Genomic DNA, 26,260 nt, shown 5'->3' on the forward strand with positions numbered 1-26,260 from the left:
AACGAAGTGATTGCTCAACAATCAAGCTTAAATGCAAAAAGTTGCACTTAAATCGTAGTTATATGCGAATCTTGTCTTAACTTCTGGGTCAAGATCACATTAAAAACCCTATAAAATATATAGTATTGCGCTGATTCTTTGAGGACAGTGATGAATACAAGTATAAAAAAACTAGTCAGCCAATTTCTATGTACCATCTTTGCCCTAGGACTAGTCCCTGCCCTCTACATTAACTCTGAATTTGACAGGGTTGAAGCTCAGCACACGCTAAATATCCAACAGTCCAGCCAGAACCAGATCGAATACAGCTTTCATGAACTCGCTGTTATTGTTGAGCAAATCTCTAACTCTGTTCCGTCAATCGCCGACTCTCAAACACTACTCCGAGCGATTCGAGAACCTTCTATTATCCATAAAGAAACCCTGCAAGATCTTTGGGTGATGTTAGCTCGTGGCCAAAAATACTATTCCCAGCTTCGTTATCTCGATCTAGCCGGCAACGAAGTGTTCCGCGTTAACTACAAAGACGGTCGAGCCACTGTCGTCCCCGAGAACGAACTGCAGAACAAATCTTCTCGAGATTACTACCAGATGCTTCAGAAATTAGAGATTGGCGATGTCAGATCCAGAGGCATTGACCTAGAAATGGAAAATGGAGAAATCATCCACCCGTTAACGCCGGCGCTTCGCATTATGACGCCAGTCGCTGAAGGGAATCGAATTATTGGTTACTTCATTGCAAATCTAAACATGCTAGAGATTTACAACCGCCTTCATTACCAAATTGGAGACTCAGATGCAGTCCCGGTCATTCTAAACAAAACTGGTCATGTCATCATGGGCCCTGACCCAGCTGAATCATTTGGGCATGTGATTGAATCACGTTCAGACAAGACATACGCAAAGCTATACCCAGAGCTTTGGAAAGACATTCAAGACAACTCTTCGTCTAGCTATTTCGATGGTAAGAACTGGTATTTCCACTCGGACATCAGCCCAAAGATAAAGCAGTTTGCAGGCCCTATTTACATGGTTCTTCACATTGAGAATCAGCATTTCAGCAGTCAATACCGACAAGAAAAACAAGCGATTGTCGTTCAGATCATCACCTTGTCTTTCTTGATTTCGATGATCTCCGCTGGCTTTGTATTGTGGAACAGTAACCACAAGAAGAACAGTATCGATAGTCAACTGGCTAAAGCCGCGATGAATGGTATGTCTGCCTTAGTGATTACCGACAGAAACAACCGTATCATCAAGGTAAACCAAGAATTCACCCGTGTTAGTGGCTACGAGTTAGAAGACGTAAAAGGCCGCCAACCATCCATGTTTGCCTCTGGTCGCTACAACGAAGAGTTCTACATCAAGATGTGGAGCATAATCACTAAGACTGGGGTATGGGAAGGCGAAGTGGTCAATCGCCGTAAAGACGGATCTTTGATCACGGAAATATTGCGAATCCAAACCATTAAAGACTCGAAAGACGTGATTCAGTTTTATGTCGCTTCATTTGTGGATATCAGTAAACACAAAGAGCTAGAAAACAAACTGAGAAACCTGAGCGAAAAAGATGCCTTAGCTGGGTGTTGGAACCGCCGTAAGTTCGATCTTGAGCTGAGAGATGAGTGCTCTCGTGTGAATCGATACCCTACTCGCGAACACTCTTGCTTAGCGATCTTGGACATAGACTATTTCAAACGCATTAACGACAGATTTGGTCACGATTATGGTGATCGCGTCATTCAAACCGTTGCTGAGGTATTACAACGTGAGTGTCGAGAAACTGATTTTGTGGCTCGCATTGGTGGTGAAGAATTTGGCGTTATTCTGCCTCATACCACAACTGAAGAAGCTGAATATGTGCTTAACAGATTGAGAATCGCAGTCAATATTGAGCTCGACAACGTGGTGACGGTCAGTGGCGGAATCACCAACCTGACCAACGACCCTACTCTCAACTACAAGTGTGCGGATTTAGCACTCTATGAAGCCAAAGCCGCAGGTCGAAACAGTGTTTGCCTGTTCCTAGACAGCGAAATGAGCGAAATCGCCTAACAGAAAATCAGTATTGTTCCGCTAGGCTATCAGTTTGGCGGTTTAACAACCCAATCCTTTCAATCAGCTTGGTGCTGGATAGAACTCTAACTTTTTCCCTTCTACCACCAGAATACAATCCATGTTCGCAGCATGAGCAGCCTGCTTACCTAAGTTCGTATCTTCAAACACAACACACTGCTTTGGCTGTAATCCCATACCAAAACACGCATCTAAGAAGGTATCCGGATTTGGTTTGTGATTCTTCACATCTGTTGCTGTCACTAGGATATCCAGCTTGCTCAAAATATCTGTTTTGTCCAACAACTGTTCGGCACTTTTACGTTGACTGCCCGTTCCTACTGCAATCTTCTTGTTACCCAGATGCTCTAACAACAGAGAGTGAGTACAAGGGATAACGTCTCCTTTGTCTTCAATAGCCGCAAACGACGCCATTTTAAACGTAGAAACCGCTTGTGGGTCGAGCGATAAACCGTATTTGCTGTTCACCTCACCGGCTATCTTATAACTCGGCATGCCACCTAAACTATGTAGCCAAGACGCTTCAAAATGAAAACCAAACTCTTCAGCCGTTTGCTGCCACGCCTTTACATGTGCAGGCATTGTATCGATCAACGTACCGTCCATATCAAAGATTAATCCTTCATATGCCGTTAAATCTATTTTCATCACTACTACCACTCTTTAATAAAGTTACTGATACCATAACCAATATTCAGTATCATGGCGCCATATTACCGTTCAAAATGGATGTTTATGTTACAAATATCTAATTCTGTTTCGATTCAAGACTGGGAACTTCAGTTAACAGCGATCAGAGCACAAGGAGCCGGCGGTCAGAACGTCAATAAAGTATCGAGCGCGATACATTTACGTTTTGATATCAAGCACTCTACCCTACCTGACTTCTATAAAGAAAAGCTCCTCGCACACAAAGATAGCCGCATCACCAAAGACGGTGTGATTATCATTAAAGCGCAACAGTATAGAACTCAGGAACAAAACCGAGATGATGCTTTAGTGCGCTTGAAAGAATTGATCTTGGAAGCGACAAAGGTTCAAAAAGTAAGACGAGCAACTAAGCCGACGCGTGGCTCTCAGAAAAGACGTTTAGAAAGCAAAAAACAAAGAAGCACCACCAAACAGCTGCGTGGAAGAGTGAGCTGATGGCTTCATGCCCTCAGAGAACACATTACCCTAGAAGTATCTGTCAATTTGACTAACGAATCGATCTATTACGCTGTTTATTTGAAAGAAAGACTACTGCTTCTTTTTGACCGACAAAATCAGCTTGATCAACAACAGGCGCTCTTCGCTGGTCAGCAGACGACTGACCGCAGCTACATCTTCCGCTGTTACTTGTGATGCGCCAACAATATCAAGCACCACATCCAAATCCGTCACTTTTAAGGTTCTAGTGATTGAACGATACTGAGACATCTTGATGTCCGCCTCTCCGCGTTCAATCCTTTGATAGGTTTTTAAGCTCATTCCTGCACTCGAGGCTAACTTTTCTTGAGACAAGTTGGCTTGTTTCCTACGCTCAATCAGCGCCAATATTATGGGTTCTTGTGACATAAGCTCATCCTCAAAAGACAGTTATGTCCTAAATTCAGCAAGAAGCAGACCATATTGACTTGTGATGGTTTACATAAGCCATCAAAGGCATATTATTCGCTTGATAAAACCGTTACGTTTCATAAACCTTCACACTGATATCAGTTGTGAACGTACAGGCTAGGTAACTTGAGTATTCAAGTGTTGGGAAATTAGAAAAATTGCAAATTGCGAATAAGAAAGACGTCATATTGGAAATTGCGAATCGTTATAGATTGGCATTTCCTTGCATTAAGCACGCATTAGAAACGGACAATGCCCGCTCCGAAATTATTGCAGTGCAGCATAGGCTACTCACTTACAAAGAAGTGCTGCTGCACGGAAGTATGTTGGAAGAGAAAGAATTGAAGCAGGCCTTTTCTGCTCTGAACCAAAATGAAAAAGGTGTCGCACAAGGCGGTATTCAAAGCATCAACGACGCAGTTAAAGAGATGGATGTGATTGTCGAAAGGTACATTAGAAAAGCGTCTACTGAATTCTGTGCCTAATCCTCTGAACGGCTTAAACAAACAAAACAAAAACGGCCAGTCATAGTTGAATGACTGGCCGTTTGTTTAGCTAACATGAAGACGTGGGTATCTAACAAGACATCGCTCTTCTAAACCTACCGAGTAACATCAACGCGCCTAGCACGCCAAACGACAAACTGCCTCCACTGCCGCCTGAACCAGATGAAGTCCGTGCATTCACATAAGCCGTTCGCTTAGCTTCTGTTGCTGAAATTTGAACGGTTTCAGAACTATCTATCACACCACCAGTTACATCTGTAATCCAATCTCTGTAGTCATAGATTTCAGTGAATACCGAAGTTACTCTTGAGCTGCCACCACACGTTTCAGGACCAAAGCTGGTAATCCCTACTTGTCTGTAAACCGAACCATCCTTCCAGTAGACAGGACCTCCAGAGTCACCTTGACAAGTGCCACCGTACAAGCCAGAAGTAGCCACATCTCCAACGAAACAAATTTGATTCTCTGTTAACTCATTGCCAGCAGCAAATACCGTTTTACAAGTCGCATTGTCTACATAATTGAGGTTTGCTTTTTGTAGCAAAGTGGTTCCGTCGAAACCAGTGCGTGTATCACCATGGCCCACAGCGGTAAACGCCTCAGAAGAACTGCGATAACCATCCGAACTAGGACGCTTTACAACATCATTGATTGAGTCGATATTCAGTGCGCTTTCTAACTTAAGTATTGCAACGTCATTGCGTAATAGGTCGCTCAACGCATTTGAATAATCGCTGCGATAGTAAACCTCAGATACACGAGCTTTTTGGATGTTACCGTTGGGAAACTGAGAAGTATCTTCAATTTGAGGGACGACAACAGTAAACAACTGCCCTTCTTCATTACCGTATATACAATGCGCTGCGGTTAGAATATGCGTTGGATCTAAAATTGTTGCACCACAGTAAGGGCCTGTTGAGTAAACACCGTCATAATCAATACGATCAATGAACAAGCTTGCCATCGAAGGAAATTCCGTGACTGAAGCGTCGCTGCCATTAACAATATAAGGTGTCACAGTCGCGTCAGGAGAAACTTCGACCGAGTTTTCTGTCGCCATAACACTTGATGTGTAAATCATTGGCGCTAAAAGCCCTAAAACGGCTTTACGAACTGGACTCATTGTATGATTCACATTCATAGATAACTCCTTGTAACCCCTACTACTTATTTACAAAATTGATGAATAGACACCATAACACGTACTGACCATCATTATAGTAAGTATTTGTAACGATATTGCCACATCTCTCAATTTATAGACGAATTTAACAACCTGACTTCAATTGTTCTATTCTGCCTTGTATACGTTTCAAAAAACAAAAAAGCCTACCGTTAAACATCCCTAAAAAGAGAAGCTAACAATAGGCTTTCGTTATAGTTTGTGTTTTCTCTTAAAAGAGATTAGCCCCGGTAGTAACGTTGAGGTACGAATGGCATTTTTTCTACTGTCATTGGTAGCTTCTTACCACGAACTTCAGCAAATACTTCTGTACCGATAGCCGCTAGATCAGTGCGCACGTATGCCATTGAAACAGGTTTACCCGCGTTAGGACCCGCAGTGCCACTCGTTACCACACCTACTTTGTTTCCTTCCGCATCGAACAGTTCAGCACCTTCACGTACAGGCGCTTTAGTTTGACCCACTAGACCAACACGCTTGCGTTGAACGTCTTTAGTTGCGATTTGTTCAAGGATGATATCAGCACCTGGGAAACCGCCAGCACGCTCACCGTCAGTACGACGCACTTTTTGAATGCCCCATAGAAGGCTAGCTTCTACTGGAGTCGTTGTTGTATCTAAGTCGTGACCGTATAGGCATAGGCCACACTCAAGACGAAGTGAATCACGTGCACCAAGGCCAATCCACTCCACTTCTGCTTCTGATGTTAGTTTACGAGCAAGTGCTTCAGCGTGATCGTTCGGTACTGAGATTTCGTAGCCGTCTTCACCGGTATAACCACTGCGGCTCACGATGCATTCTACGCCGTCGATATCGACTTTTTGAACGTCCATGAACAGCATGTCTGCAACACTTGGTTGGAAACGAGCAAGAACTTCAGACGCTTTAGGGCCTTGAAGTGCTAATAGAGCGCGATCATCAATCACTTCCATTTCTACGTCAGCTGGAAGGTGCGCAGTTAGGTGGTCGATATCTTGTGTTTTACACGCCGCGTTCACAACAACAAATAGGTGATCGCCAAGGTTAGCAACCATAAGATCATCCATGATGCCGCCCTGTTCATTAGTAAAGAAGGCGTAGCGCTGCTTACCAGAAGGCAGGTCGATAATATCTACTGGAACCAGAGATTCTAAAACAGCGGCTGCATTTTCACCGTGTAGACGCAGTTGCCCCATGTGAGAAACATCAAAAAGACCAGCAGCGTCACGAGTGTGTAAGTGCTCTTTCTTTACACCTAGTGGATACTGAACTGGCATGTCGTAGCCAGCAAAAGGAACCATTTTTGCGCCGACTTCAACGTGAAGTGCATGCAGAGGTGTTTTTAGTAGGTCTTGATTAGCGTGTTCTTGAGTCATTTTATTCTCCATGAAGCGTTGCAGGCTTTCCAAATCGAATCTGCCGCTTATATCTCTATTTAGAGTCGCCTCTAACGATATGGGTTAACGTTAGAAACAGTAGATAGTAAAAAGTGATGTCTTCTATATAGGCTTTTATTACTAGCGATATAAAAAGAGGCTTCTGTATAAAAGCTATACGACTCACTTTCTAAGAATTCACTTCAGTAAACTTCAATCAACATGAGTAAACCGTGTTCACTATAGTAAACAAGCCTGAGTCAGTTTTACACCCTTAACAAGATTAAAACAGCTCAAAATGTGATATTTAACAATTTAAAAACAACTTTCAGTCGCATACAAAAACGCGATATTGATGCTTTTCACACCAACATCGCGTCTTTTGGCAAACGTTAGAAACAAAAGCAAACGTTTGCATTCACTATAAGAAATTCTAACTTTGTTAACTTATTTTGCAGTCACCCACAAAATCAGTGCATCTTCTGTACTGGTAGAAATCAGCATGTGGCCCATATTGGCATCGTAATACATGCTATCGCCTTCGCTCATTGGCACAGGTTCGTAGAATTCTGAGTAGAACATCACATCGCCAGAGATGATCATTAAGAACTCCTCTCCATCGTGGCGAACCCAATCGTTATACTCTTCAAAAGTACGAGCTCTAACGCGGCTCTTAAACGGCATCATCTTCTTATTAGAAAGCTCAGTCGCAAGCAGCTCATGTTCATAAGTCGGTGTTGGGTGTGGCTTACCCTGGCCTGCCTTGGTTAAGTCGCGACGTCCTGTTGCCACTTTTTTTCTTGGTGGCTCAAAGAGTTGTGGCATATCTATTTGCAAACCCATCGCCAGTTTTTGCATTGCTTGAAACGTTGGTGAGATCTGTTCGTTCTCGATTTTGCTGAGCGTAGAACGCGCCAAGCCTGTTCTTTGGCTTGCTTCTTCTAGCGTGATCCCAAGCTTGCCGCGGATATCTTTAATACGCTGGCCGAGCCTAAGTGGTTCGATATTCTGGTCTAACGTCTCTTTCGCCAACGTTAAAGATGGGTACTCATCATAAATGTCTTCTGACATAGGTCCCTCATTCATTTCTTACTTCCTGTCTATTCATTTCATTGTTGCATGAAGCGCTTTGTTGATTAAAGAGCACACAGGGAAATAAAGCGTGCTCCCTGTAGCAAAACGAGAAAATCTGTTTCCTATTGGAAATTTTTGTTGAAAATTGATTTTATCGGAGCTATGTTATCGACTTGTTAGATGAAGAGATGCTACTTCAGCTTGTACCAAATGATAGTTTTAACATTTGCAAAAGCTGTTTTTTACCCGAACTTTTTGGGAAACAATTCGTGCTGCATTGACCCTACAACGATCGCTTAGACGCTGTAAGAGTATATTTATAACGCAATTCACGTTTATCTATACCTATATAGCGCAAACGATACCGATGCAGAAATCAACGTAAGACCTAATGGACTATAAAAACAATCACCATTAGCTTAATGAAAGGTCTCGACAATGAACGCTTACCAAAACCATAGCTTAGACAGTTTTTTCTCTACAAACCTATCTGCGACTGACGACGCAGTATTTGCTGGAATCCAAGCAGAGAACACTCGTCAAAACGAACAAATCGAACTTATTGCTTCTGAGAACATCGTTTCTAAAGCAGTAATGCAAGCTCAAGGCACTTGCCTAACCAACAAATACGCAGAAGGCTACCCAGGCCGTCGTTACTACGGTGGTTGTGAGCACGTAGATACAGTTGAAGCTATCGCGATTGAACGTGCTAAACAACTGTTCAAGTGCGAATACGTAAACGTACAGCCTCACTCAGGTGCTCAAGCAAATGGCGCAGTTAAACTTGCCCTACTTCAACCTGGCGACACTATCCTAGGAATGTCTTTAGACGCTGGTGGCCACCTTACTCATGGTGCGCGCCCTGCAATGTCTGGTAAATGGTTCAACGCAGTTCAATACGGCGTAGACCGCGACACTCTTGAAATCGATTACGAAGCGGTTCGCGCTTTAGCTATCGAAAGCCAACCTAAAATGATTATTGCTGGTGGTAGTGCTATTCCACGCGTTATTGATTTCGCTAAGTTCCGTGAAATCGCTGACGAAGTTGGCGCTATTCTAATGGTCGATATGGCACACATCGCGGGTCTTATTGCGACAGGTGCTCACCCTAGCCCACTGCCACACGCACACGTTGTGACTACAACAACGCACAAAACACTTCGTGGCCCACGCGGCGGTATGATTCTGACTAACCACGAAGACATCAACAAAAAGATCAACTCTGCAGTGTTCCCTGGCCTACAAGGCGGCCCACTAATGCACGTTATCGCGGCTAAAGCAGTGGCGTTTGGCGAAGCACTTGGCCCAGAATTTAATACTTATATTGATTCAGTGATCGACAACGCAAAAGTTCTTGCTGAAGTGTTGCAAACTCGCGGTTGTGACATTGTGACTGGCGGAACAGACACGCACCTAATGCTGGTTGACCTTCGTCCTAAGGGCTTGAAAGGTAACGTAACTGAAGAAGCATTAGAGCGTGCAGGGATCACATGTAACAAAAATGGCATACCATTCGACACAGAGAAGCCTATGATTACTTCGGGTATTCGTTTAGGTACGCCAGCTGGAACCAGTCGTGGTTTTGGCACTGAAGAATTCAAACTTATCGGTGAATGGATCGGCGATGTACTTGATGGCTTAGTTGAAAGCCCTGAAGGCAACGCTGAAGTTGAGCAACGTGTTCGCAAGCAAGTTAAAGAGCTTTGCAAGCGCTTCCCTCTTTACCGTTAGACCGTTTTTAAGATTTAAATTAAAACCTCATAAATTTTTGGAGAATAAGCAATGGACAATACACTAAAGTTTGCAGACAGCCACGAGTGGGTAAAAGACAACGGTGACGGTACTGTAACTATCGGTATTTCTGAGCACGCTCAAGAGATGCTAGGTGACGTTGTGTTTGTTGACCTGCCTGACACTGACGACGAAATCGAAGCTGGCGAAAGCTTCTCTCTAGTTGAGTCAGTGAAAGCTGCTTCTGATATCTACGCACCAATCTCTGGCGAAATCGTAGAAATCAACGAAGAATTAGAAGATAGCCCAGAGCTAATCAACGAAGAACCTTATGAAGGTGGCTGGATTGTTAAAGTGAAGATGTCTGATGCGTCTGAACTAGACAACCTTAAAGATGCGGAAGAATACCTAAGCTCTATCGAAGAAGACTAATAGGTAACCTCATTACGATAAAGCTGCTCTTTTGAGCAGCTTAATTTTAGGGGCTAGCTCACGGCTCCAGAGAGAAAGTAGAACATATCATGACTGAATTACTTCAAAGCCAATTACTGAAAGACCTGGGTACTCAAAACGAGTTTGTTGCTCGTCATAACGGCCCAAATAAAGCAGACCAGCAAAAAATGCTTGAAGCGATCAACGCGACTAGCCTAGACGCACTGATCGACGAAACGGTTCCTGCACAAATCCGTCTTGAAAAACCAATGACACTTGCTGCGCCACTAAGCGAAATGGACATGCTGGCCTCTCTTAAAGAGATCGCTAACCTAAACCAAGTGAAACGTACTTTCATTGGCCAAGGCTACTACAACACATTCACTCCAAACGTTATTCTACGTAACGTTTTAGAGAACCCAGGCTGGTACACAGCTTACACACCATACCAACCAGAGATCTCTCAAGGTCGTCTTGAAGCTCTACTAAATTACCAACAAATGGTAATGGACCTTACAGGTATGGAAATCGCAAACGCATCACTTCTTGATGAAGCGACAGCGGCTGGCGAAGCAATGACACTGTGTAAGCGTGCAGGTAAAAGCAAGAGCAAAGTATTCTTCGTTGCTGACGATGTTCACCCTCAAACACTAGAAGTTGTTAAAACTCGTGCTGAGTACATCGGTTTTGAAGTAATGGTTGGCGCTCTTGAAACACTTCCAGAGCAAGACGTATTTGGTGCATTAGTTCAATACCCTGGTACAACGGGCGAAGTTCGTGACCTAACAGACATCATTGCGAAAGCTCAAGCAAACAAAACTCTAGTAACCGTTGCTACTGACCTACTCGCATCTGCTCTACTTAAGCCTGCTGGCGAAATGGGCGCAGACGTAGTAATCGGTTCAGCACAACGTTTCGGCGTTCCTATGGGGTACGGCGGTCCACACGCTGCATTCATGGGTACTCGTGAAAAGCATAAGCGTACAATGCCAGGTCGTGTAATCGGTGTTTCTATCGATACTCACGGTAACCAAGCGCTACGTATGGCAATGCAAACTCGTGAGCAACACATCCGCCGCGAGAAAGCGACATCGAACATCTGTACAGCTCAAGCACTTCTAGCAAACATGGCGTCTTTCTACGCGGTTTACCACGGTGCAGAAGGCCTACGTACTATCGCTCGTCGTACACACCACATGACAGCTATCCTAGCGGCTGGCCTGACTAAAGCGGGTTACGAGCTAACAAACAACAGCTTCTTCGATACCATCACAATCAACTCTGAAGAGAAGACAGATGCACTGTACGCGAAAGCACAAGCAGCAGACATCAACTTGCGCCTTCTTAAAGGTAAGATCGGTATCAGCTTAGATGAAACAACCACAGTCGACGACGTGAATGCCCTATTCGCTATCTTCGACGTAAAAGAAGACGTTCAAGCGCTATCTTCTGACATTGCATCAAATGAGTTTGCGGCAATTCCAGAAAACTGTCGTCGTGAATCAGAGTTCCTAACTCACCCAGTGTTCAACACGCACCACAGCGAAACGCAAATGATGCGTTACCTAAAACAGCTTGAGAACAAAGACTTCTCACTAACGCACGGCATGATCCCACTGGGCAGCTGTACGATGAAGCTGAACGCTGCTGCTGAGATGATTCCAGTAACATGGCCTGAGTTTGGTTCAATTCACCCATTCGCACCTCTAGAGCAAGCGGCGGGTTACACAGCACTAGCAAAAGATCTTAAAGAGAAGCTATGTGAAATCACCGGTTACGAAGATTTCTCACTACAGCCTAACTCTGGTGCATCTGGCGAATATGCAGGTCTAATCGCAATTCAACGTTACCATGCAAGCCGCGGTGAAGCTCACCGTAACGTTTGTCTGATTCCAAGCTCTGCGCACGGTACTAACCCTGCTACAGCATCAATGGTTTCAATGAAGGTAGTGGTTGTTAAGTGTGATGAAGATGGCAACATCGACATGACAGACCTAGCAGCGAAAATCGAGAAGCACAAAGAAAACCTATCAAGCATCATGATCACTTACCCTTCTACGCACGGCGTATACGAAGAGCAAGTGAAAGAAGTGTGTGAACAAGTACACGCAGCGGGCGGTCAGGTTTATCTAGACGGTGCGAACATGAACGCTCAAGTAGGTCTAACTTCACCTGGCTTCATCGGTTCAGACGTATCTCACTTGAACCTACACAAAACATTCTGTATCCCACACGGTGGTGGCGGTCCGGGTATGGGTCCTATCGGTGTTAAATCTCACCTAGCACCTTTCCTACCAGGCCACATCGAAAATGGTGTACAAGGTTCTGACTACGCGGTATCAGCGGCAGATCTAGGTAGTGCTTCAATTCTACCTATCTCTTGGGCTTACATCGCAATGATGGGCGAACCTGGCCTAACAGATGCGACTAAAGTTGCGATTCTGAACGCGAACTACGTGATGGAAAAACTGCGTCCTCACTACCCTGTTCTTTACCGTGGTACTAATGGCCGCGTAGCGCACGAATGTATTATCGATATTCGTCCACTAAAAGAAGAAACAGGCATCAGCGAAGAAGATATTGCTAAGCGTCTAATGGACTTCGGTTTCCACGCGCCTACGATGTCTTTCCCAGTAGCTGGCACGCTAATGGTAGAGCCAACTGAATCAGAAGATTTAGAAGAGCTAGACCGTTTCTGTGAAGCGATGATCGCAATCCGTCACGAAATGGCAGCAGTGAAAAACGGTGAATGGCCACTAGACAACAACCCTCTAGTGAACGCACCGCACACACAAGTTGATCTAGCTGGCGCAGAATGGGATCGCCCTTACTCTCGTGAACTTGGTTGTTTCCCATCGAAAGCAACGAAGAACTCGAAGTACTGGCCAACAGTTAACCGTGTAGACAACGTATACGGCGACCGTAACCTAATCTGTTCTTGCCCAAGCATCGACAACTACGAAGACTAATTCATAGCGACGCTAAGCGATAAAACATAATAAAAGGCGAGCCAAGTGGTTCGCCTTTTTGTTTTCTGAAATTCAACGTCAACAAATGCATTGACCTTACCGTAAGGGAAAGGTTTAAGGTTGAACTGAACCAACACTGAATTAGGAATCAATTATGGGATGTTGTAACAAAGCCCCAAAAGGTGGAGCCCCTCTTGGCTTGCTTCTAAAAGTAACGCTTGGAATTGGTCTTTTTGTGTTTCTGCTAGCTTTGTGGCAGTGAGAAGCTTATACGGCGCTAGGTTTAAAGGTGTAATGGATAGCGCCAAGTTGATATTGGTGCTAAAGCCGTTTGTCATGTCCGTTTTGGCAATTGGTATTTGAGTTTTACCTCTTGAGTTTCAATTTCACGAGGTCCTTTAGTCGGATCGTAAAAATACCAAATATTAAACTTTCGCTCAGTTGGCTTTGTATCGTGTAATAAAGACTCCCAGCCTAGGTAACTAGCGATATTCTCGGCAACTTTTAGCTTTGCTGGTGAACTCGCTTTTCCTTGGAACGCACTCATAACGGCTCCCAATAAGAAGTCTGCTATTTGGATTTGTTCTGAGTCTTTCGAATCTTTGGTGACGACAGAGCGAATAGGTACCTCACCACCAAATTGCTTTTTAAGAATACTATTGGCGATTTTATGAAAAGCTTCATCCGCTTTTTTGTATCGTGAAGGTAAGGGATCGACCTCAATGCGAAACTCACATTGGCGCTTAGGGTGAGCTTTATGTATAGCGCTGATCTTAGTTTGAATTAGTTTCGTAAAGTGTTTTCGCATCGCTAAGTCGTAATCACCATCATGATATTTTTTATCTACCATTCCTTTTCGGATAACAATGCAATGAAAGGCCAACCACTGATGCTTGAAAAACATTTCGACTAACTCTTCATAGAAACCTGCATAATGCTTCTTGTGTGCCTTTTGCCACTTTATTTCATTTTGGTAATTATGCTTTTCTCTTAACTCTCGAATTATTCGAACAAAATCTCCACGCCGCTGATATTTCATCCAGAGTGACCCGAATCCATAATACTTTTGACCATCAACACCCGATTCATCGCATGCAACATGCCAAATCAGCTTACCATTTTGCATATAACCTCCAATGTATATTCTATCCGAAAGCTTTAGTGAGCAACGCAATATCGATGCTTCCGTACACCAACTTAAATCACAAAAGTCGACGCATAATAAAAATGCCATGCGTTGCGAATCACTAGAATAGCTTATTAATATGCCTACAGGTGCACTTCGTAAACTTCGACTGTGACTTCATTTTTCGGCATTATTCGTTTCACTACGTAAGGAGCTGATAACTCGAGAACTACAGTAATATTTTCGTCGTTAACTTGAATACTAATAACTTTCTTAACGCTATCGCCAAGAAAAGAATCTAAGTCCTGTTTAGAATTGAAATCTTTGGCCAAGCTGTAGGTTTGCTCATTATCTGCACATATTAGAACACCACCTTTTCCGTATTTTGAAAAGTACAGTGACTCAGAATCTATAAAGCTCTGAAAGTTAATACTATTAACCATTATTTTTTCCTTATTGTGATATTGAATACTCAACATGACTGTTATGAAACCAACAAACTCTGTACTAATCGACAGAGTTGTTCTGCTCACTTGCTTATGCCACTAATTGTACTAGCCTTTGTCTTTCCATAACAATCACTTATACCGCAGTGTTAGTGATTAGCGTGGCAAATATAGAATTTGTCTGTCTAGTATGATTCCCGCTAAATCATTAACTTACGTGCGTTAAACCCGTGTTGTAACCATCAGAACCCGTGACTATCTCAGAGCGAGTTGAACTCTATAGATCCAAAGCTTGACCCTATACGGTAAGGTGTTTATATTGTCGCCGCCCAAACGGGGCACATCCTAAAATGCACACCGGCCATCCTGCCATCACTGGTGCATTTATATTGGTGTTTTGAACTTCCATGCTAACGAAACTTCGTCCTTTTACTCGTGAATCGGGTGCGCTTATGCACCTTTCGATTCCAATCATTTTGACTCAAATAGCTACCCAAGCGATAGGATTTGTCGATACGACAATGGCTGGCCAAGTAAGCCCTGCCGACCTCGCCGCAATTGCACTCGGCACTAGCCTTTGGATTCCTGTTTTGCTGCTACTTCGTGGTGTGATTATGGCGTTAACGCCAGTTGTCGCTTACCACCGCGGTGCTCGTGACTTTCAAAGTATCTCTGTTGAATTCTTCCAGATGGTTTGGCTCGCATTAATTGCTAGCGTGCTGCTTATCGCTTACTTGGTGAGTGCGAAACCGATTTTAGAATGGATTGGTGTAGCCGCTGAGATCATCCCTATCGGCAGTGACTATGCCTTTGCCCTAGCCTTCGGTGTACCGGGTATTGCCCTGTTCTACACCTTGAACGGCTTCTGTGAAGGGATGAACAATACCAAAGTACCAATGATCATTTCTGTGGTTGGTTTGTTGGTGAATATTCCGGTCAACTACGTGCTTATCTACGGTAAGTTCGGCTTCCCTGAAATGGGCGCTGTGGGTTGTGGCTGGGCAACAAGCTTGGTGTATTGGCTAATGTCGGGAATGCTGTATTCCTACATTAAAGGTCATCACCATTACAAGACCATCATCAACTTTTCAGATGCGAAGCCAAAAGCAAAAGAGATGCTTCACCTTCTAAGATTAGGTTTACCTATCGGGATGAACATTGCAGTGTGTGGCAGCATCTTTGCGGTAATCGCACTGATGATTGGTCGTATTGGTGCTGAGAACGTAGCAGCAGCTCAAATTGCACTTAACATCTCGAGCCTGACTTACGTGATTCCAATGAGTATCTCGTTTGGAATTACGATTCGTGTTGGACACGCTCTAGGTGAAAAAGACGAACTCGGTGCGATTGAGCGCAGTAAAGTCGGTATCTTGGTTGCAGCGTTGATCTCATTGCTTTCGGTTGCGATGTTCCTGCTGTTCCCAGAATGGATCATTAGACTTTACACCACTGACCCAGCGATAAGCGCAACGGCAGCGGTATTGTTGACCTTTACTGCTATGTACCAATTCAGTGATGCATTGCAAACGTCTGCTAACGGTGCATTACGTGGCTATAAAGATACTAAGATCCCAATGATCTTAGCCATCGCTTCATACTGGGGCTTGGCACTACCACTTGGCATGGTGTTGGGCTTAACAGACCACATTGTTCCTGCAATGGGTGAAGAAGGCTTTTGGATTGGCATTCTAACGGGATTAAGCGTATCAGCTGCGTTGATGTTGCTTCGCTTGCGATACGTAATTAAGAAGCGTGACTTGCCACCAGCAAGTGCTCCATTAGCAAACTAAGATAGACCTATAAGCTAATACAAAAAAGCGCGTTACTGCCACAAGGCAATAACGCGCTTTTTCTATTTAAATTGAACTGTGTTTATCTGTTTATCGCCAAATATGAGCCAGCAGCAATCATTATTCCACCAGCACTTTGGTTTAACCTTTTATGTGCGCGTGGCGTTTTTAACAAACCTGCCATTCTGCCCGCGCCCACAGCGATAAGCATTAAGCCTGACATCAGAGCAACAGATGCTAAAGCAGAAACTAATACGATATCTTGTGAGCGCAGAACAGTCAGATCAATAAAAGTCGGCAAGAACGAAATATAAAACAGAATCACTTTAGGGTTCGATGCTGAAATCAAAAAGCCTTGCGCGAAACTCGCGAGTTCAGATTTCTGACTCTGTTTGGCCGCAAGTTCCGCAGAGCCTTGCACTTCAGGCAGGCTCTTAAACATCTTGTAGCCCAAGTAAATCAAATAAGCTGCACCAACATAGCGAATCACCTCAAACGCAATCGACCAATTCTCGGCAATCGTTGCTAGACCGAAACAGGCAAGTGCAAGGTAAATAAGATCACTGCATATCATACCTAACGAAAGCGTGACGCACTTTCGCCATCCTTGAACCATAGCACGAGCTAAAATGGCAAAGACGCCAGGCCCCGGAGTAATACCAAATACAAACATGGCAATAAAGAATGTAATCGCACTTTCTAATGACATTGGACTGTCCTTTTCTATAACCCAACATAATTGATCATGAACGTATCATGGAGCTTCGATTCTGGTAAAGAACGTTTTTTACTAAATACGATTTACACAACTCATGTATTGAATAAGTGTCGCACGTAATTTACCCACCAGACTTAATTAAACCTAAACCTAAGTACTTTTCGTTAGGGCATAAAAAAGGCGAACCTATTGGCTCGCCTTAATCATTTTGTTCGCCAGAATCGTTTAGTCGTTACGAATGGGTGATAACAACTCAGGGTTAACCACCAAATTTCTCACACCGTGGGCGTGATCTTCGTTAAAGTCATTGCCTTCACACCAGCTACCTACTGTCGCGATATTTACTTTCGCGACTTGTGGTCTAACGCTCCATGTTACTTGGAAAGGTGAACCTTGCTCATTATAACCAGGACCCGTTGTAGAGCCTGCGTATTGGATCGCTGAGCCCGTATCTTGTGGGATGTTTGGTGCTTGGTGTAAGCCGTTCACTTTTGAATGTTTAGCGAGCGCTTCAAAGTCGGGTGCTTTGTCGTCATTCACTAATACGTAAACTTGGGTTTCTACACGCAGTTGCGGGTTGGTAATCGCATCGTTAAAACAAGCACCCAGTGTTTCACCCGGTTCAACTTGCGCCGTTGAATAAACATAGTGAACTTCAATGGTGTCACCCGAATGCAAAGAACCATGCTAGCTCGGACAAACCTTGCCCTCAAATGGTTTCAGCTCAGCAGAACTCAGCTTGCCTGTGTATTTAAAGCCACTCTGGAATCCCTTACCATCACCGTTACCAGCGTATTGAGTAAACTCTCCACCTTTATGCTCAGCATTTTTATGGAAGTGAATATTACATAAGTTCATCGCTGTTGAATCAGGGGCATCCGAGAACAGCCTAGTATTTTTACCTTCTAATGAACCCAAATCTCGTGGAGCTTGCGGTCCAAAACCTTGTCCTTGGGTATTTTCAGAAAGCTTCGCTCTTTGTTCTGCGATAACTCCATCTGATACAGACTCATGGTTCGCATCTGATGCATTTGCATGAGCTGACAACATCACCAATGCGGCACTTAAAAACACACTCTTATTCTTCATTTTTCTTCCCTAGAATATTGATAACTAAACCTAAACCTACTTAACAGCAAACATCTTACTATGCTCGTAAGTGAATATAAGAGTTGTCTTTGTAAGATTAGATTTCATTGCTTACTTTGGGATGAGTATTAGAACCCTTGATGCATATAACAAGTCAAACAGGGTAAATTCGGCGAGTCCCTTCCAGAACGAATAATTTCCTATTTACGTTAACCGTCGCCTGACTCAGCGCTCAGATAAGTGAGCACGATTCTTAGGAAGAACGGTGGCCAGATTTAGAAGATCAAAAAAGGCGAACCATCTGGCTCGCCTTCACGTTTCATTCTATCTATTAGGTTGTGGTTCTAAGTTAACGATTTAACCGTTACCGGTGGCAAATATCCCAAACGTCATGACGTTCAATGCATCTGTCACGCCCTCTAGTGATTTAATCACCGTCTTAGTCGGTTTATTATGACGAATAAAATAGCTTCCGATGCCTTTTTCACCGCCACTCTTAGCATCGCTTTCAGTTGTTTCTGTCGCTTCTATTTGAGAAGGCTCCACTGATTCTGGCTCTGCATTGGCGTGAGCTATCGTGTCTTTATTTGAATCAAGGTTAGTGAGTGGTTGATGATTAACGATTGAATCATGGGAAGAATCAACGCTGGTCTCAGCGTTTGTATCCTTTGAAGTCTCGAGATTACTCTCTCCCTCTATACTTTTCGACATAGCGTCTTCGTTGCTCAATGTCTCGTCGTCTAGCTGATGATTACTCGTTGAAGAACAGGCTGTTAAGAAGAACAGGCTAACGATGAATATGAGTAATTTTCTCATCATAATGATAAAGCACGAATTAATAAAACATTGTTCGATTGTATTTTATTTGGCTGACGACATCCAGTGATAAGCGGAGTAAACACGAACAGTCACGGTCTTGAAGAGTAAACAAAAGCGTACGGGTTTAGTGCTTAAGAATAATAATTCGAGAGCTCAATTAGGTTGCCCGCCGCTTATCATCTGAAAGGTGGTGTCAGTTAGGCTTGGGGATTCACACGCTATAAGCTTAATCTTTACTGGAACACAGTTCAGAGATTCGGTCACACATGGCTTGGTTGACTGCGAAGTGGGTGTTGAGGAATGCTAGTTGGGCAAGTGCCGATTCAGCGGTGCGCTCGTAGCCTTGGGTAAAGGTTGGTAGCAATTGGGCAAACTTAGGGAAGCGTGCTTCTAGCCTTCTATCCGACATAAATTCATCAACGAATTCAGGCTCAGACTGTTCAGTTTGATCCAAAAGATCGATCAAACGATCGAGTGCGTAAGATTGAACGAACCGACTGCCCGACAGCTTTTCGCCTCGGTTATAACGAGACATACCCACATAAAGATTGGTTAGAGCCTCACCAATGATCCAATCTTGGGAATTAGTGTCTGTCTCCCCTTTTATTGGTGAAACACAACACTGTGTATCAAATTCATGTTGCTGCCAAACAATACGCCCTTCAGCAAACGGAATGTGCGCTAACTCGTGGGGTTCAAACACTGCAAACTCACAAAAGATTCCGTCAGCGTACAGAACTTTATAGCCATCGACGGTATTTCTCACTGCGTAGTCGATTGAGTGAATATCAGATAGCCAATGCAAACTGTCTAAGAAATACTGCTTGTGCCCTGTTTGCACTATTGCGAAAAAATCGACATCTGAATACTGATCAAGTCGTTCTGTTTCAATACCTACTGAGCCCAATCCCAGCAAAGCATGAGCCTTACCCGATGCTTCCAAAGACTCCCCAATAGCATCTAAACGCTGGAGTAATTTTTCTGGTGTGTTTATGTGTCTTATCTGTATCACTTTGTCCGTCTGCATTGCTCAATCCCTATCAAGTTGAATGCCACTCAACCTAACTGATAGTTAGAACATCTAAGAAGCTTAATTTATAAAATGTGTTAGTACTTCATAAATACCACCACGCGCTTTGATTGAACCTGAAATCGGCAAATGGCTGTCTTTCTTCATCATCAAACGCCCTTTTATAGACTGCTGATAATGCGCTTCCAATACTGATTTCATAGATGGAATGTCAATAAGCTCAGACTCGATGATGCCATTGGTCGCTTGAGTTTCAGGAAACGCCTTGGCTAGATAAGGAGCAAACCTTTGTAGCCTCATGCTCGCATCGTGAATATCTTGTTCGCCTAATCCCACATAAAGCAAACCGCGCTCCAGAGTCGTCACATTTGGGTTAAACCAAACCACTTCTTCCAATGCAATCAATTGTTGAAGCAGTGGGAAGTCCGAGATGAGCTTGTCGATATTTAATACAGTCATGGGTGACTTTTCTGGCTAAGCGCGTACTGCGCAGGTTCAATCATTAGTAAACCTATTTAAACGGTATTTGTGTAATCATTCAATGATCTGTAGGCTAGCCTGTCTTCTCATAAGCAAACAGTAGAACAACCTATGAGCGCCTCTCTTCGTAATAGCATTTTCGTGATGTTAGGGATTCTATTCCTAGCACTTAACCTTCGTGGGCCTTTTACGAGCTTGGCTCCTGTGCTTTCTCAGGTTATGGAAGGCCTCAACCTTACGTCATCGGCTGCAGGCTTCTTAACAGCTTTGCCACTGTTAACTTTTGCCTTATTCTCACCATTAGTCACCAAGATATCCCAACGAATTGGTCTAGAGCCTAGCCTGTTATTAGGCTTAGTTCTGATCACTACGGGTATTACACTGCGCTCTGCTGGGTTAACCCCAACCTTGTATATCGGCACGGTGATGATCGGGCTTGGTATCGCGATTGGTAATGTGTTGTTGCCTGTAGTAGTGAAAGTTAGCTTCCCGACACGCATCGCTACTGTGACTTCTCTGTACATCTTTACGATGGGCATCGGTTCGACGTTAGGCTCAAGTTTGATGGTGCCGTTTTCAAATCTAACCTTATTTACGATCACGGGTTGGCAATTAGCGCTGTTAATGAACTTGGTATTTCCAATATTAGCTTTGATGATCTGGTTGCCTAAAATCAGAAAACGCTCATCTTCGGCCAGCAATAACAAGCAACAAGACAAACCTCTGCCGATGAAACAGATGATTAAAAGCGGCGTAGCGTGGCAAGTAACGTTAGCGCTTGGGCTTAACTCATTTACCTTCTACTCTTTGGCTGGCTGGTTGCCACAGATATTGAACGATCTTGGCTACAGCGAAATCGACGCGGGCTACATTTATGGATTTCTGCAATTTTCGACTATGGTTCCGGGGCTGCTGTTACTGCCGTTCTTAGCCAAAAGTGACAATCAACAATGGCTCATCACTCTATGTGCATCGAGTGTATTTGTTGGATTGATTGGTCTTCTGTATTTGCCTGAGTTTGCGATCTTTTGGGTGGGACTGTTTGGATTAGCCAACTGCTCGACATTTATTATCGCGCTCTCTTTTGTTGGCTTGCGTACATCGAATAGCAGCCAAGCCGCATCATTGTCGGGTATGGCTCAGGGAATCGGTTATGCGTTGGCAGCCACTGGTCCAACGCTGGTGGGTAAGCTTCACGCTCAGACAGATTCTTGGAGTGTGCCGATTCTGTTGATCGCATCTGTTGCCTTTGCGTGCACGATTTTCGCGGCATTGGCAGCACGTGATAAGAAAGTGAGCGTTTAGGCCAAACAGAATGATTATGGCGTCGCGACTTTATTTGCTCGCGACTCTATGGCTGACGACGGTTTTGATGTATTCACTTGGCGACAAACCAAACTTCCCTTTGAAGCGCTGACTAAAACGCCCTTCCGATTGGTAACCGCAAGACTGAGCCAACATCGCCACATTCTGTTGTCCGTTTTGCATCAGATAAAGCGCGTGACTTAACCGAACTTCAGCTAATACCTCTCGATATTGCATACCTTCCAGTTTGAGCTTCCGAATCAATGTCCCTCGGCTCATCGCAAAACGCTCCGCCACCGACTCTAATGGATGCTTCTCGTCTGGTGAATGTGAAAGATAATGGCTGAGCTTTTGGCTAAACGAGACGTTGGCACTGGTAAACAGCCGATGCAATACTCCTTTTTCGGCCAATTGCTGGTACAAGCCCTGCAACCAAAACTGCTGAGTCTCTTTGCTCATGCTCTGTGTATCAAACGAAAACAGCGCATTAAGTGAGTCTTGTAAGTTTCGCTCCGCTTTTACTGTAGGCAGTCCCAGATCATTCGACCGTTCCTCACTTAAATCAAGCATCGCCTGAGAAGGTTGGAATTGAAAGCTGAACACTCGCGACAAGAAGCGCCCTTTGTGGGGCATGTTCTCAAAACTTAGTGAAGCTGATGCCTCACACAATAACAGCTCAGAATGTGAGAGCTCTGCCGCTGAATCTTTCCAAAACAGGCGCTTACTGCCTGTAATGATCTGAATGATACTAGGGGATAGAATCCTCACATTACGCAGCTTCTGTAACTGCTCTGCACGAAAGATCGTCACTTGATATTGATGATTCATCTCATCCCCCTTATTTAATTATTATGTACGTGTATAAGCTTTTAACGTACATAAGCTATCAACGTGTATAAGTTGCGGTCAGTTTCGCTTTGTCTAAAGCCATACTGTTTAACGTGAATCCAACCACTGCCGACGGCGTGTTTTCGTCGAGGTTAAGTTTATCCGTTGGTAATGCCCAAACCGTGAACTGGTAACGGTGCATACCATCTTTTTCTGGAGGACATACGCCACCGTAGCCAACTGTACCGTAATCAATGCGACCTTCTTTGCCACCGACTTTAGAGATGTCGACACCGCGAGGTAGCTCGTTCACAGTTGCAGGGATATCAAACGCAACCCAATGCCAGAAGCCACTTTCAGTCGGTGCATCTGGATCATAAGCTGTGATTGCAAAGCTTTTGGTGCCTGCTGGTGCATCTTTCCACATCAATTGTGGTGATAGGTTCTCGCCGTCACAACCCCAACTTGAGTATTCAAAAGTCTTCGCCATTGGGTGACCTTCTTGAATATCGTTGCTGGTTAATTCGAACGCCTGAGCAGAGCCTGCGGCCAAAATACTGATTGCCAATACTGATTTGATGATGAGTTTCATAATGGTTCCTCTTATTAGGTATGAGCCCAGTATAGTCCCCTCAATCCGCCCAATAATGACAGTAAGTACACAATTATCTAGTTTGTTTCAAATAAATGATACTTACTGTATTTGTACTTTATTATTTAAAAGCATGACCCACTCGACAATTTGTTGTTAAAAGAACACTTGTTGACATTCAGGTTACAAATCGCGCCCAAAACTCTTTAGACTCGCCCCACGACTTTTAACGAGAATGATTGGATGCGCAGGTTTACATTAGCTCTTTGCTTGATCTTTTGGCTCCCAACCCTAGTCAATGCCCAAAGTTTGCAAGATAAGTGGCAAACTCTGTATCAACTGAGCTGGCAATCATCCCCACTCTTAGTATCTCAACAAGAGTTGGCTCAGTATCCGAAAGTTCTGCTCCATGAAAATAGCCGCTATCCTGATTTCAACCAATTCAGTTGGGACGACATCGCAGCGTTAGCGTCAATACAAGATCACTGCCAAGCGATTGAAAGCAGTAACCCTTCATTACATGAAGCCATCGAGTTCGAGCTCGCTCTGTGTCAGCAACAAACATTGGATTCGATTTGGTTTGCAGCACACTCCAAACGTCACCCTGCCGGTGGCAGCTTTGCTGGTCGTTATTTAGCCGCTTACCCAGATGTGACCGAGCAGATACGCCCATTTTTGAGTCTTACCAACCCTCAGCACCCTTTATATAACAAACTAGAAAGCCTAAGTGCACAAGGCAGAGAAGCACTGCTCAATGGATACCGCGCTTGGCAACAAGATGATGTGCTTTGGTTAAGTGGCGAACAAGGCTGGAAAGCTATTCCCTTAGATGTTTGGCAACCTATCGCAGAGCAACAAGAGGTATCTTTGGCAGGTGAAACCTGTACTTTTCGTTACAGTAACGTGTGCTTAAACGAGCCTAGCAATGACAATCTGATCATGAAAACGTTGATCTTTACATTGCTGCTAACGTTGCTTTCCGGGCTCGCTAGAGTCTTATACCTAAGAACAAAACAACGAAAAGAGAGGCAGTTCGTTTTACAGCTTCTTACTCATGAACTGCGCACGCCTATTACTAGCCTAGGCTTAACCGTCGAAATGTTTAGAAATCGCTACGATGACTTTTCTGATGAAACTCAATTTGGGCAAGTTATCTCGTCGGTAACCATTCTGGAAGTAACACTACTCAAGACTTGAAGATGCCTTTTTGGACAGTACAGCAAAACAATCATTTCATTAGCTATCAAATGGTTAATGCAACCAACAATCAACTGCTCTTTTCAGATGCATCCTCTAATGCTTCCTCAAATACAAAAACCAAAATTGATATGAAGGCAGCACACCAATTTACGATGCTCAATCAGTCACAACCTTTTCTTGTTCGTATCACCCTCGGAGACTCGTGGTTAGATGGTGCCAAACAATACCGAGATTGGCGCATCAATAATGACCAGTCTGAAACGCTTGTAGCAAAGCAAAAGCGCAATCCAGATGTGACTAAGTTGATCGGCGCGAGCCACGTTTACCTATTTGGCAAAGACCCATTAAGCATCCAAGATGTGAGTGACTGGTGGGGATTGAAAACATGGTATCTAGAGGGCTCTAAACTCAATGTTTCTGCGGAAGCGAAAAGAGATCTATCGTCACTCTCCAAGGGGAAAGATTGGTTCAGTCAGTACCACAAACAACTATTGTTGGACTCTATTAGCCAGTCATTGCAGGTGTTATATCCTGTTGGTAATCCGACACTCGAAGACAACACGATTAAAGCGCAATATAAAGCAGCACAGGATAAGAAGAACTGGTTGCTAGAGCACGCTTCCCCTTACCTAAACTCGTCAGAGACTTGGGGACAAGCGCTGTCTTCAGACATGGTCGCTAATCTAAATAAGGCAGGCTTAAACAAACTGTGGCTTGGATTCGATAATTGGATGCCAGAATTCTATCAACCTAACGCTGTGGGCCTGGCAAAACAGTCCGGATATCTGGTCGGTACTTACGATTCCTACAACACCGCAATTCCTGCGAAGCTCAATTACAACTGGCTAACCGCTCAATTACCAGAGCCGATGCGTCAAAGTTGTGCGATTGAACTAGCGGGTGGGAGTTTGAAAAAAGGATTTCGTGGAAACGGCTTTTACTTAAACCCGAACTGCCATTTAGAATACGTAAAACAGCGTGCTCAAGACATTATGAGATTCGGCAACTTCAACAGCTTGTTCTTAGATGTTGATGCAACCGCCATGGCACGTGAAGATTACCGCGTCTCTATAGACAGTAATGGCAATACAAACGACGAATCAGACATGCTTTCTGCGTTCAACAACCGAATGAAGTGGCTTAGCGAGCAACCTTCGTTAGTATTAGGCTCTGAAGACGGCAACAGCCTAACAACAAAAGGCATCGCGTTTGCACACGGCTTAGAAACGGTTGGTTTTGGTTGGACAGACAAAGACATGAAAGAGAACCGTCAATCTCCCTATTACTTAGGTCGTTGGTACCCAGACCAAAAGCCCGACTTCTTCTTTAAGCCGGCCGAGGTTAAAGAGCCCTATAAGTCGCTACTGTTTTCGCCTCAATATCGAATTCCACTTTACCAAGCCGTTTTCCATGATGAAGTAATCAATACGCACCATTGGCATTCAGACAGCCTTAAGTTCACTAATGTACAAGCAGAACGTGACTTAACCGCCATGCTGTACAACACACCACCGATGGTTCACTTGACCAGAGATGAAGCTTTATCAAGTTCAAGCCAGAGAATCAAAGCACTCAAACACTATCAAGATGGCTTTGAACCAATGCACGAACAGTTATGGGATAAACAGTTAGTCGATTCCGAATGGTTAGATAAGAGCGGCGATGTTCAACAAACTGAGTTCAGTGACGGGAGTAAGATCATTGCCAATTTTTCAGATCAAACCTTTCATCAGAGAGGCCTTAAAGTCTCGCCGAGCGCTATAAAAGCCGTATTGAGCAACGGACAAACGTTAGAGTGGAAATCAGAGCCTAACTAGTTTGAACGTGCCGTTTTTAAGCCTCACCTTATTCACTATTACGGGTTAGCAGGTAGTGTTGTTAACGAGCAAAAATCCACACCTTTGACACTCAG

At 44.0% G+C, this 26,260-nt stretch carries 21 protein-coding genes and 3 pseudogenes; 10 read left to right on the forward strand and 14 right to left on the reverse strand.

The window, feature by feature from the left end; translation table 11 throughout:
• Window positions 1-150: 150 nt before the first annotated feature.
• Window positions 151-2,055 carry a GGDEF domain-containing protein gene (locus AB6D93_RS03505; RefSeq protein WP_102331910.1) on the forward strand — a complete coding sequence of 635 codons (1,905 nt, stop codon included), beginning with the start codon at window positions 151-153 and terminating at the stop codon, window positions 2,053-2,055.
• A gap of 63 nt (window positions 2,056-2,118) precedes the next feature.
• Here AB6D93_RS03505 and AB6D93_RS03510 read toward each other — a convergent pair whose 3' ends face one another.
• On the reverse strand, window positions 2,119-2,724 hold the full coding sequence (locus tag AB6D93_RS03510) for a beta-phosphoglucomutase family hydrolase (protein ID WP_102331909.1): 606 nt from the start codon (window positions 2,722-2,724) through the stop codon (window positions 2,119-2,121).
• An 87-nt stretch (window positions 2,725-2,811) separates the two neighbouring features.
• On the opposite strand from AB6D93_RS03510, the gene arfB reads away from it, so the two are divergent.
• Window positions 2,812-3,222 (forward strand): alternative ribosome rescue aminoacyl-tRNA hydrolase ArfB, encoded by a 411-nt coding sequence (arfB, locus tag AB6D93_RS03515; protein WP_017059842.1) that lies wholly within the window; start codon window positions 2,812-2,814, stop codon window positions 3,220-3,222.
• Between the two features lie 93 nt (window positions 3,223-3,315).
• Here arfB and AB6D93_RS03520 read toward each other — a convergent pair whose 3' ends face one another.
• Entirely contained in the window at window positions 3,316-3,633 is a 318-nt protein-coding gene (locus AB6D93_RS03520; RefSeq protein ID WP_017059843.1) for a helix-turn-helix transcriptional regulator, read from the reverse strand.
• A 200-nt stretch (window positions 3,634-3,833) separates the two neighbouring features.
• Here AB6D93_RS03520 and AB6D93_RS03525 point away from each other — a divergent pair, with 200 nt between their 5' ends.
• Window positions 3,834-4,160, forward strand: coding sequence for a hypothetical protein (locus AB6D93_RS03525; protein WP_102331908.1), 327 nt, complete (start codon window positions 3,834-3,836; stop codon window positions 4,158-4,160).
• 91 nt (window positions 4,161-4,251) lie between these two features.
• Here the strand turns inward: AB6D93_RS03525 and AB6D93_RS03530 are convergent, their stop codons facing one another.
• The 3 genes from AB6D93_RS03530 to AB6D93_RS03540 all read right to left on the reverse strand — a co-directional run bounded on the left by AB6D93_RS03530 (window position 4,252) and on the right by AB6D93_RS03540 (window position 7,790).
• On the reverse strand, window positions 4,252-5,322 hold the full coding sequence (locus tag AB6D93_RS03530) for a trypsin-like serine protease (RefSeq protein WP_017067505.1): 1,071 nt from the start codon (window positions 5,320-5,322) through the stop codon (window positions 4,252-4,254).
• Window positions 5,323-5,585: 263 nt separating this feature from the next.
• Complete coding sequence (gene gcvT / locus AB6D93_RS03535; RefSeq protein WP_102331907.1) at window positions 5,586-6,719, reverse strand: glycine cleavage system aminomethyltransferase GcvT; 1,134 nt, start codon at window positions 6,717-6,719, stop codon at window positions 5,586-5,588.
• 447 nt (window positions 6,720-7,166) lie between these two features.
• Window positions 7,167-7,790, reverse strand: coding sequence for a helix-turn-helix domain-containing protein (locus tag AB6D93_RS03540; protein ID WP_017064652.1), 624 nt, complete (start codon window positions 7,788-7,790; stop codon window positions 7,167-7,169).
• A gap of 441 nt (window positions 7,791-8,231) precedes the next feature.
• Between AB6D93_RS03540 and AB6D93_RS03545 the strand changes: the two genes are divergently transcribed.
• The 3 genes from AB6D93_RS03545 to gcvP all read left to right on the forward strand — a co-directional run bounded on the left by AB6D93_RS03545 (window position 8,232) and on the right by gcvP (window position 12,925).
• Window positions 8,232-9,524: a serine hydroxymethyltransferase gene (locus AB6D93_RS03545; protein ID WP_059018605.1), complete on the forward strand. Its 1,293-nt coding sequence runs from the start codon at window positions 8,232-8,234 to the stop codon at window positions 9,522-9,524.
• 51 nt (window positions 9,525-9,575) lie between these two features.
• A complete protein-coding gene (gene gcvH, locus AB6D93_RS03550) occupies window positions 9,576-9,956 on the forward strand; it encodes a glycine cleavage system protein GcvH (protein WP_017072176.1) in 381 nt (126 codons plus the stop codon).
• A gap of 89 nt (window positions 9,957-10,045) precedes the next feature.
• On the forward strand, window positions 10,046-12,925 hold the full coding sequence (gcvP, locus tag AB6D93_RS03555) for an aminomethyl-transferring glycine dehydrogenase (RefSeq protein WP_102331906.1): 2,880 nt from the start codon (window positions 10,046-10,048) through the stop codon (window positions 12,923-12,925).
• Window positions 12,926-13,259: 334 nt separating this feature from the next.
• On the opposite strand, the gene AB6D93_RS03560 is transcribed toward gcvP, so the two are convergent.
• Together AB6D93_RS03560 and AB6D93_RS03565 are read right to left on the reverse strand one after the other, a co-directional pair.
• Window positions 13,260-14,051: a DUF3800 domain-containing protein gene (locus tag AB6D93_RS03560; protein ID WP_102331905.1), complete on the reverse strand. Its 792-nt coding sequence runs from the start codon at window positions 14,049-14,051 to the stop codon at window positions 13,260-13,262.
• A 143-nt stretch (window positions 14,052-14,194) separates the two neighbouring features.
• On the reverse strand, window positions 14,195-14,494 hold the full coding sequence (locus AB6D93_RS03565; protein WP_102331904.1) for a hypothetical protein: 300 nt from the start codon (window positions 14,492-14,494) through the stop codon (window positions 14,195-14,197).
• A gap of 410 nt (window positions 14,495-14,904) precedes the next feature.
• Here AB6D93_RS03565 and AB6D93_RS03570 point away from each other — a divergent pair, with 410 nt between their 5' ends.
• A complete protein-coding gene (locus AB6D93_RS03570; RefSeq protein ID WP_102331903.1) occupies window positions 14,905-16,287 on the forward strand; it encodes an MATE family efflux transporter in 1,383 nt (460 codons plus the stop codon).
• An 82-nt stretch (window positions 16,288-16,369) separates the two neighbouring features.
• On the opposite strand, the gene AB6D93_RS03575 is transcribed toward AB6D93_RS03570, so the two are convergent.
• The 5 genes and pseudogenes from AB6D93_RS03575 to AB6D93_RS03595 all read right to left on the reverse strand — a co-directional run.
• Window positions 16,370-16,996, reverse strand: coding sequence for a LysE family translocator (locus tag AB6D93_RS03575; RefSeq protein ID WP_017066602.1), 627 nt, complete (start codon window positions 16,994-16,996; stop codon window positions 16,370-16,372).
• 234 nt (window positions 16,997-17,230) lie between these two features.
• Window positions 17,231-18,094: pseudogene (locus tag AB6D93_RS03580) on the reverse strand (delta-class carbonic anhydrase).
• 357 nt (window positions 18,095-18,451) lie between these two features.
• Window positions 18,452-18,913, reverse strand: coding sequence for a lipoprotein (locus tag AB6D93_RS03585; RefSeq protein WP_102331902.1), 462 nt, complete (start codon window positions 18,911-18,913; stop codon window positions 18,452-18,454).
• 226 nt (window positions 18,914-19,139) lie between these two features.
• Entirely contained in the window at window positions 19,140-19,940 is an 801-nt protein-coding gene (locus AB6D93_RS03590) for a hypothetical protein (protein WP_102331901.1), read from the reverse strand.
• Between the two features lie 75 nt (window positions 19,941-20,015).
• Window positions 20,016-20,402, reverse strand: a pseudogene (locus tag AB6D93_RS03595) (D-serine dehydratase); the annotation flags it as partial.
• 132 nt (window positions 20,403-20,534) lie between these two features.
• Here AB6D93_RS03595 and AB6D93_RS03600 point away from each other — a divergent pair.
• Window positions 20,535-21,728: a CynX/NimT family MFS transporter gene (locus AB6D93_RS03600; protein ID WP_102320431.1), complete on the forward strand. Its 1,194-nt coding sequence runs from the start codon at window positions 20,535-20,537 to the stop codon at window positions 21,726-21,728.
• Between the two features lie 30 nt (window positions 21,729-21,758).
• Here the strand turns inward: AB6D93_RS03600 and AB6D93_RS03605 are convergent, their stop codons facing one another.
• On the reverse strand, window positions 21,759-22,556 hold the full coding sequence (locus AB6D93_RS03605; protein WP_102331900.1) for a helix-turn-helix transcriptional regulator: 798 nt from the start codon (window positions 22,554-22,556) through the stop codon (window positions 21,759-21,761).
• A gap of 58 nt (window positions 22,557-22,614) precedes the next feature.
• Window positions 22,615-23,148 carry a YbhB/YbcL family Raf kinase inhibitor-like protein gene (locus AB6D93_RS03610; protein ID WP_102331899.1) on the reverse strand — a complete coding sequence of 178 codons (534 nt, stop codon included), beginning with the start codon at window positions 23,146-23,148 and terminating at the stop codon, window positions 22,615-22,617.
• Between the two features lie 243 nt (window positions 23,149-23,391).
• Here AB6D93_RS03610 and AB6D93_RS03615 point away from each other — a divergent pair.
• Together AB6D93_RS03615 and AB6D93_RS03620 are read left to right on the forward strand one after the other, a co-directional pair.
• Window positions 23,392-24,288, forward strand: a pseudogene (locus AB6D93_RS03615) (DUF3404 domain-containing protein); the annotation flags it as partial.
• 59 nt (window positions 24,289-24,347) lie between these two features.
• Window positions 24,348-26,165 carry a glycoside hydrolase gene (locus AB6D93_RS03620; RefSeq protein WP_240799503.1) on the forward strand — a complete coding sequence of 606 codons (1,818 nt, stop codon included), beginning with the start codon at window positions 24,348-24,350 and terminating at the stop codon, window positions 26,163-26,165.
• The last annotated feature ends 95 nt before the right edge of the window (window positions 26,166-26,260 follow it).

Origin of the sequence: Vibrio sp. 10N.247.310.23 (assembly GCF_041467155.1) — a bacterium.
Lineage (GTDB): Bacteria > Pseudomonadota > Gammaproteobacteria > Enterobacterales > Vibrionaceae > Vibrio > Vibrio crassostreae_C.

Excerpts from the sequence above, each read along its gene's own strand:
- gcvT (WP_102331907.1), bottom strand. The coding sequence starts at position 6,719 with ATGACTCAAGAACACGCTAATCAAGACCTACTAAAAACACCTCTGCAT.
- AB6D93_RS03620 (WP_240799503.1), top strand. The coding sequence starts at position 24,348 with ATGCCTTTTTGGACAGTACAGCAAAACAATCATTTCATTAGCTATCAA.
- gcvH (WP_017072176.1), top strand. The coding sequence starts at position 9,576 with ATGGACAATACACTAAAGTTTGCAGACAGCCACGAGTGGGTAAAAGAC.
- gcvP (WP_102331906.1), top strand. The coding sequence starts at position 10,046 with ATGACTGAATTACTTCAAAGCCAATTACTGAAAGACCTGGGTACTCAA.
- AB6D93_RS03575 (WP_017066602.1), bottom strand. The coding sequence starts at position 16,996 with ATGTCATTAGAAAGTGCGATTACATTCTTTATTGCCATGTTTGTATTT.
- AB6D93_RS03520 (WP_017059843.1), bottom strand. The coding sequence starts at position 3,633 with ATGTCACAAGAACCCATAATATTGGCGCTGATTGAGCGTAGGAAACAA.
- AB6D93_RS03510 (WP_102331909.1), bottom strand. The coding sequence starts at position 2,724 with ATGAAAATAGATTTAACGGCATATGAAGGATTAATCTTTGATATGGAC.
- AB6D93_RS03505 (WP_102331910.1), top strand. The coding sequence starts at position 151 with ATGAATACAAGTATAAAAAAACTAGTCAGCCAATTTCTATGTACCATC.
- arfB (WP_017059842.1), top strand. The coding sequence starts at position 2,812 with ATGTTACAAATATCTAATTCTGTTTCGATTCAAGACTGGGAACTTCAG.
- AB6D93_RS03540 (WP_017064652.1), bottom strand. The coding sequence starts at position 7,790 with ATGTCAGAAGACATTTATGATGAGTACCCATCTTTAACGTTGGCGAAA.
- AB6D93_RS03600 (WP_102320431.1), top strand. The coding sequence starts at position 20,535 with ATGAGCGCCTCTCTTCGTAATAGCATTTTCGTGATGTTAGGGATTCTA.
- AB6D93_RS03530 (WP_017067505.1), bottom strand. The coding sequence starts at position 5,322 with ATGAATGTGAATCATACAATGAGTCCAGTTCGTAAAGCCGTTTTAGGG.
- AB6D93_RS03545 (WP_059018605.1), top strand. The coding sequence starts at position 8,232 with ATGAACGCTTACCAAAACCATAGCTTAGACAGTTTTTTCTCTACAAAC.
- AB6D93_RS03565 (WP_102331904.1), bottom strand. The coding sequence starts at position 14,494 with ATGGTTAATAGTATTAACTTTCAGAGCTTTATAGATTCTGAGTCACTG.
- AB6D93_RS03610 (WP_102331899.1), bottom strand. The coding sequence starts at position 23,148 with ATGAAACTCATCATCAAATCAGTATTGGCAATCAGTATTTTGGCCGCA.
- AB6D93_RS03570 (WP_102331903.1), top strand. The coding sequence starts at position 14,905 with ATGCTAACGAAACTTCGTCCTTTTACTCGTGAATCGGGTGCGCTTATG.
- AB6D93_RS03605 (WP_102331900.1), bottom strand. The coding sequence starts at position 22,556 with ATGAATCATCAATATCAAGTGACGATCTTTCGTGCAGAGCAGTTACAG.
- AB6D93_RS03585 (WP_102331902.1), bottom strand. The coding sequence starts at position 18,913 with ATGATGAGAAAATTACTCATATTCATCGTTAGCCTGTTCTTCTTAACA.
- AB6D93_RS03560 (WP_102331905.1), bottom strand. The coding sequence starts at position 14,051 with ATGCAAAATGGTAAGCTGATTTGGCATGTTGCATGCGATGAATCGGGT.
- AB6D93_RS03590 (WP_102331901.1), bottom strand. The coding sequence starts at position 19,940 with ATGCAGACGGACAAAGTGATACAGATAAGACACATAAACACACCAGAA.